Origin of the sequence: Streptomyces sp. NPDC006368 (assembly GCF_040612535.1) — a bacterium.
Classification (GTDB): Bacteria; Actinomycetota; Actinomycetes; order Streptomycetales; family Streptomycetaceae; genus Streptomyces.
The window spans coordinates 140,789-147,148 of record NZ_JBEXQK010000012.1; the positions used below are offsets into that span (position 1 = coordinate 140,789).

Annotated in this window: 5 protein-coding genes; 4 read left to right on the forward strand and 1 reads right to left on the reverse strand. The window is 69.3% G+C overall.

Going from position 1 to position 6,360, the window contains the following annotated elements; genetic code table 11:
* The first annotated feature begins 66 nt into the window (after nt 1–66).
* From ABZZ38_RS12770 to ABZZ38_RS12780, 3 genes are all read left to right on the forward strand, one after another.
* Entirely contained in the window at nt 67–1,038 is a 972-nt protein-coding gene (locus tag ABZZ38_RS12770) for a cation diffusion facilitator family transporter (RefSeq protein WP_356738682.1), read from the forward strand.
* A 498-nt stretch (nt 1,039–1,536) separates the two neighbouring features.
* Complete coding sequence (gene ahcY, locus ABZZ38_RS12775; RefSeq protein ID WP_356738684.1) at nt 1,537–2,994, forward strand: adenosylhomocysteinase; 1,458 nt, start codon at nt 1,537–1,539, stop codon at nt 2,992–2,994.
* Between the two features lie 168 nt (nt 2,995–3,162).
* Nucleotides 3,163–3,777, forward strand: a complete 615-nt coding sequence (locus tag ABZZ38_RS12780; RefSeq protein ID WP_356738686.1) for a hypothetical protein — start codon at nt 3,163–3,165, stop codon at nt 3,775–3,777.
* A 4-nt stretch (nt 3,778–3,781) separates the two neighbouring features.
* Here ABZZ38_RS12780 and ABZZ38_RS12785 read toward each other — a convergent pair whose 3' ends face one another.
* Entirely contained in the window at nt 3,782–4,753 is a 972-nt protein-coding gene (locus ABZZ38_RS12785; protein WP_356738688.1) for an RDD family protein, read from the reverse strand.
* 123 nt (nt 4,754–4,876) lie between these two features.
* Between ABZZ38_RS12785 and ABZZ38_RS12790 the strand changes: the two genes are divergently transcribed.
* Nucleotides 4,877–5,884, forward strand: coding sequence for a stage II sporulation protein M (locus ABZZ38_RS12790; RefSeq protein WP_356738690.1), 1,008 nt, complete (start codon nt 4,877–4,879; stop codon nt 5,882–5,884).
* Nucleotides 5,885–6,360 lie beyond the last annotated feature (476 nt).

Genomic DNA, 6,360 nt, shown 5'->3' on the forward strand with positions numbered 1-6,360 from the left:
TGCTGCAACAATGTCCGGCCGTACGAACCACCCCCCGGCAGCACCTAGGAAGGGACACCCGCACGCATGAGCGCGTCAGGCGGAACCAAGGCGATCGTGGCGGCGCTTGTCGCCAATCTGGCGATCGCTGTGGCCAAATTCGTGGCGTTCCTCTTCAGTGGTTCGTCCTCGATGCTCGCGGAGAGCGTCCACTCGCTCGCCGACTCCGGCAACCAGGGCCTGCTGCTCGTCGGCGGCAAGAAGGCCCAGCGCGAGGCCACACCCCAGCACCCCTTCGGCTACGGCCGTGAGCGCTACATCTACGCCTTCCTCGTCTCGATCGTCCTCTTCTCCGTCGGTGGCATGTTCGCCATCTACGAGGGCTACGAGAAGATCAAGCACCCCCACGGGATCGAGGCCTGGTACTGGCCGGTCGGCGTCCTCGTCTTCGCGATCATCGCCGAGTCCTTCTCCTTCCGTACGGCCATCAAGGAATCCAACGAGGTTCGCGGCAACCTGTCCTGGAAGGACTTCGTACGGCGCGCCAAGGCCCCCGAGCTCCCGGTCGTCCTCCTGGAGGACCTCGGCGCGCTCATCGGCCTGATCCTGGCGCTCGTCGGCGTCAGCCTGGCGCTGGCCACGGGCAACGGCGTCTGGGACGGCATCGGCACCCTCTGCATCGGCGTCCTGCTCATCGCCATCGCGATCATCCTGGCCGCCGAGACCAAGTCGCTGCTGCTCGGCGAGGCCGCCGGCATCGACGAGGTCAAGAAGATCGAGCAGGCGCTCGTCGACAACGACACCGTCACCGGCATCATCCACATGCGTACGCTCCACCTCGGCCCCGAGGAGCTGCTGGTCGCGGCGAAGATCGCCGTCCAGCACGACGACACGGCCACCGAGGTCGCGGCCGCCATCGACGCCGCCGAGGAGCGCATCCGCACCGCCGTGCCGATCGCCCGCGTGATCTACCTGGAGCCGGACATCTACAACGAGGCCACCGCGGCGGCCTCCAACAGCCCCACCAAGACCCCGGGCGGCTCGGACCCCACCCACTGACCCCTCACCGTCAAGGCCCCCGCCGCCCCGCGCCGGGGGCCTTCTCGATCCCTCCCTCCCGCAGGCCGCGCCAACGGCCGCCGCCCGCCCGCGGAGCGGTCCGTACGTGGTTCTCCTCACGCCGGACGCGCGAACCCGCCCCGCGCGCATGCTCCGGATCTCCCGGCGACATCCCCCGGCGTCGAGCGACAACCGTCCACGACATCCCACGCCAGAGGGCGTCCGTCCCCCGCGCCCCACGCCCCGGACCCCGGCCGGCTCCCGCCGGATACGGCCGGATCCGCCCCCCGGGCGGACTTGTGGGACGCAGGACCGATCGGTGTAGATTCGTGACAGAGCCAGACGTCGCTGCTGATGGCGGTCGGGCGGTCCACGACGGACCGGCCGAGGGAGAGAGGGCCTCCGACGACTGCACTGCGAGTGCCCGGGCATCCTTGTGTCCGCCACTCGCGGAGCCAGCCGTACCCACCCTCGACCCAACACGAGGAGCAGCTCGAAATGACGACTGTCGCCAACCGACAGGACTTCAAGGTCGCCGATCTCTCCCTGGCCGAGTTCGGCCGCAAGGAGATCACCCTCGCCGAGCACGAGATGCCCGGCCTGATGGCGATCCGCAAGGAGTACGCCGAGGCCCAGCCGCTCGCCGGCGCCCGCATCACCGGCTCCCTGCACATGACCGTGCAGACCGCCGTACTCATCGAGACCCTGGTCGCCCTGGGCGCGCAGGTGCGCTGGGCCTCCTGCAACATCTTCTCCACCCAGGACCACGCAGCCGCCGCCATCGCGGTCGGCCCGGAGGGCACCCCGGACAACCCGCAGGGCGTCCCGGTCTTCGCCTGGAAGGGCGAGACGCTGGAGGAGTACTGGTGGTGCACCGAGCAGGCGCTGACCTGGCCGGACGCCCCGACCGGCGGCCCGAACATGATCCTGGACGACGGCGGTGACGCCACCCTCCTCGTCCACAAGGGCGTCGAGTTCGAGAAGGCCGGCGAGGCCCCGGACCCGTCGACCGCGGACAGCGAGGAGTACAGCCACATCCTCCGCCTGCTGAACCGCACCCTCACCGAGAACCCGCAGAAGTGGACCCGGCTCGCCTCCGAGATCCGTGGCGTCACGGAGGAGACCACGACCGGCGTCCACCGTCTCTACGAGATGCACCGCGACGGCACCCTGCTCTTCCCGGCGATCAACGTCAACGACGCGGTCACCAAGTCGAAGTTCGACAACAAGTACGGCTGCCGCCACTCGCTCATCGACGGCATCAACCGCGCCACCGACGTCCTCATCGGCGGCAAGGTCGCGGTCGTCTGCGGCTACGGCGACGTCGGCAAGGGCTGCGCGGAGTCCCTGCGCGGCCAGGGCGCCCGTGTGATCATCACCGAGATCGACCCGATCTGCGCCCTGCAGGCGGCGATGGACGGCTACCAGGTCACGACCCTCGACGAGGTCGTCGGCCAGGCGGACATCTTCATCACCACCACCGGCAACAAGGACATCATCATGGCCTCGGACATGGCCAAGATGAAGCACCAGGCGATCGTCGGAAACATCGGCCACTTCGACAACGAGATCGACATGGCCGGCCTGGCGAAGATCCCCGGCATCGTCAAGGACGAGGTCAAGCCCCAGGTCCACACCTGGACCTTCCCCGACGGCAAGAAGATCATCGTGCTGTCCGAGGGCCGCCTGCTGAACCTGGGCAACGCCACCGGCCACCCGTCCTTCGTGATGTCCAACAGCTTCGCGGACCAGACCCTGGCCCAGATCGAGCTGTTCACGAAGCCCGAGGAGTACCCGACCGACGTCTACGTGCTGCCCAAGCACCTCGACGAGAAGGTCGCCCGCCTCCACCTCGACGCGCTCGGCGTGAAGCTCACCAAGCTCCGCCCCGAGCAGGCCGCGTACATCGGTGTCGAGGTCGACGGCCCGTTCAAGCCGGACCACTACCGCTACTGACCCGCCCATCGCCGCCGACGGCGTCCGTGCACCGACGCACGCCGGAAGCGACAGGCGGGCAGCGAGCAGCAGCACAGAGAACAGGCACCAGGCAGGCCCCCGCACCCCCGTGTCGGGGGCCTGCCCCGTACCCCGTCTCTACAGCCGACCCCGAGGACCCGAGGACCCATGCCCCGCGGCCGTTATTCGCTCCATGATCCGCACGATCGCACCCCCCTCGGCGACGAACACTTCCACTGCGCCCCCGGCCCTTCCGGCTGGCGCTACGTCTCCCAGCGCACCACCCCCTCCGGCGACCACGCCGGCTCCGTCGACCTCGCCATCGACGACCTCGGCCGCCCCATCCGCCTCGAACTGCACGCCGCGAGCTGGCAGGTACGCGGCGCCGCCCTCGAAGGCGTCACCTGGGTCCGCACCGACCCCACCGGCACGTACGCCACCGAAGGCAATGTGCGCGCCCATGCCTTCACCGGCACCTCACCGGCGTTCCTCATCGCCATCTCACGACTTCTGCGCCTCACCCCCGCTTCCCCCGCGACCCGCGTTCGCCTCGTGGCGTTCACGGACCCGGTCCTCGCCCCCCTCACCGTCGACCAGTCGTGGGCCCTGGTGAAGAGTGAAGCGCACACCACTGACAACGGCCCCCTGACCGTGGACGAATACCAGGTCAGCGCCCTCGACACGGGCGAACAGCACACGGTCCACATCGCCGGTGACGTGGTCCTCGCGGCTCCCGGCATCGAGCTCGAAGACCTCGAAACCCCGCCGTCGGTCTTCGTCTGACGCCCTACGCCGGCGGCGCGAACCCCGTCGCCCGGCCCTCCCGCCCACCACCCGCCACGTGCGCCTCACCCGGCCGGGCCCCCGCATCAGCGCCCACACCGCCCCCGGCACTCCCCGCGCCACCGTGACCGCTCCCCGGGGCCACACCAGCCCCGGGAACCCCCGCGGCCACCCCGGCACCATGAACACCCCCGGCACCACCGGCAACCGGTACGGCATCCGCTGTCCCTGGTGCGAACGCCCGCCGCGCCTCCCGCGCCTGCCGCTCGTTCACCACCCCTGCCAGATACTCGGCCGCCGGCACCCCCGGAGGCGGCGGCGTCCCCGTCCTCGCCACCAGATCGTCCGCGAGCCGCTCCGCCAGCTCACGCCCCACCCGCGGGTCGAGCTGCCGCATCCGCGTCAGGTACTGCCGTATCGCCAGCCACAGGTCGTCCGGCACCGCCGACAGATCGAGCTGGGAGAACCGCCCCACCAGCCAGGGCGGCGGCGGAGGCACGGCCATCGTCCGCGCCGCGGACACCCGCTCCCGCACCACCAGCGTCCCGGCGAAGACATCCCCGATCCGTCGCCCCCGCGCTGACACGAGCGAGGCGATGCACGCGATGACCCCGAACGACATCAGGATCTCCACCACCCCCATGGCTCCGCGCACCAACGCGTGCCGGAACCGGATCGGCCCCCCGTCGTCCCGCACCACCCGAAGCCCGCAGGCCAGCTTCCCCAGCGAACGCCCATGCGTCAGCGTTTCCACCGCGATCGGCGCCCCCACCAGCACCAGCAGGAACGTCGCGATCGACACCGCCATGACAGCCGCCTCGTCCAGCGACGCGGTCGCGACCGCCAGCCCTATGGATATGAGCAGATAGGCCGCCCACACCACGACCAGATCGATCAGCAGAGCGAGCGCCCTGCTCGGCAGCCGGGCGGGCTGCAGCCCGAGTACAACGGCATCGCCCGTCACAACCCCACTCACGGCGCCCACCCACCCTTCTCCGACCTTCCCCGACCCCTTCGAACCCCAGTCTGCCAAGCTGACCATCAGCGCGCCGCAGTAGTACGACCCGTACGCACCCAGTGCCTGGAGCAGCAGCCGATCATGGACCTCGACGTCTACGTGACCGCCCACCGCGCCGAGTGGGACCGCCTGGACCACCTCCTGCGCCGCGGCAACCACCTCACCGGCGCCGAGGTCGATGAACTCGTCGCTCTCTACCAGCGCACCGCCACCCACCTCTCCCTGATCCAGTCCAGCGCCCCCGACCCGCAGCTCACGGCCCGGCTCACCCAGCTCGTGGCCCGCGCCCGCGCCACCGTCACCGGCACCCGCCGCGCCTCCTGGCGCGACGTCGTCCGCTTCCTCGTCGCGGGCTTCCCCGCAGCGGTCTACCGCTCCCGGCACTGGTGGATCCCGACAGCGGTCCTGTCCACCCTTCTCGCCGCGCTCATCGGCTGGTGGATCGGTACCCATCCCGAAGTCCAGTCGGCCATCGCCGCCCCCGACGAACTGCGCGAGATGACGCGCCCCGGCGGTGAGTACGAGACGTACTACTCCAGCCACCCGGCCGCTTCCTTCGCCGCCCAGGTCTGGACGAACAACGCCCAAGCCGCGGCCATGTGCCTGGTCCTGGGGGCGTTCCTCTGCGTCCCGGTGCTCTGGATCCTCTTCCTCAACATGCTGAACCTCGGCGTCGGCATCGGCCTGATGTCCTCGGCCGGCCGCCTCGACACCTTCCTGGGCCTGGTTCTCCCGCACGGCCTGCTCGAACTCACGGCGGTCTTCGTCGCGGCCGGCACGGGCCTGCGCCTCGGCTGGACCGTCATCGATCCCGGCCCCCGGTCCCGGCGTACGGCGCTGGCGCAACAGGGCCGCGCGGCGATCGGCATGGCCCTCGGCCTGGCCCTGGTCCTCTTCGTGTCCGGCGTGATCGAGGGCTTCGTCACGCCCTCCGGTCTCCCGACCTGGGCCCGCATCGCCATCGGCATCGCCGCCGAGCTGGCCTTTCTGACGTACGTGTACGTCCTCGGCGGCCGCGCGGCCAGGGCGGGCGACATGGGAGACCTGGACACGTCCGAACGCAGCGCCGAGCTCCCCACCGCGGCCTGATGTGCATCCGGCGTCCACGACCTGCTAGTCTCCTCTTCGCCCACCGGACTGTTGACACAGGACGCGTGGGGAGGTAGATTTAAACGGTTGCCTGGAACTGGACATGTTCAAGCGCAACCACTAGGGTTCATCTCGCTCCGCTCGGAAATGCGATTTCCGGGGGAGTCACTCCGATTCAGATTCGAATCACGAAGCCGATTAGGTCGGCGGAAATGGTTCTGATAAAGTCGGAATCGCCGGAAAGGGAAACGCGAAAGCGGAGAACTGCCCGGCAGCCCGCTCCAGCGGGTGGCGGAAACGGAAAACGGATCTGCTAAGCTGGAAACACGAAATACCGAAGGGAAGCGCCCGGAGGAAAGCCCGAGAGGGTGAGTACAAAGAAAGCGTCCGTTCCTTGAGAACTCAACAGCGTGCCAAAAATCAACGCCAGATATGTTGATACCCCGGTCTCCAGTGATGGAGATTGAGGTTCCTTT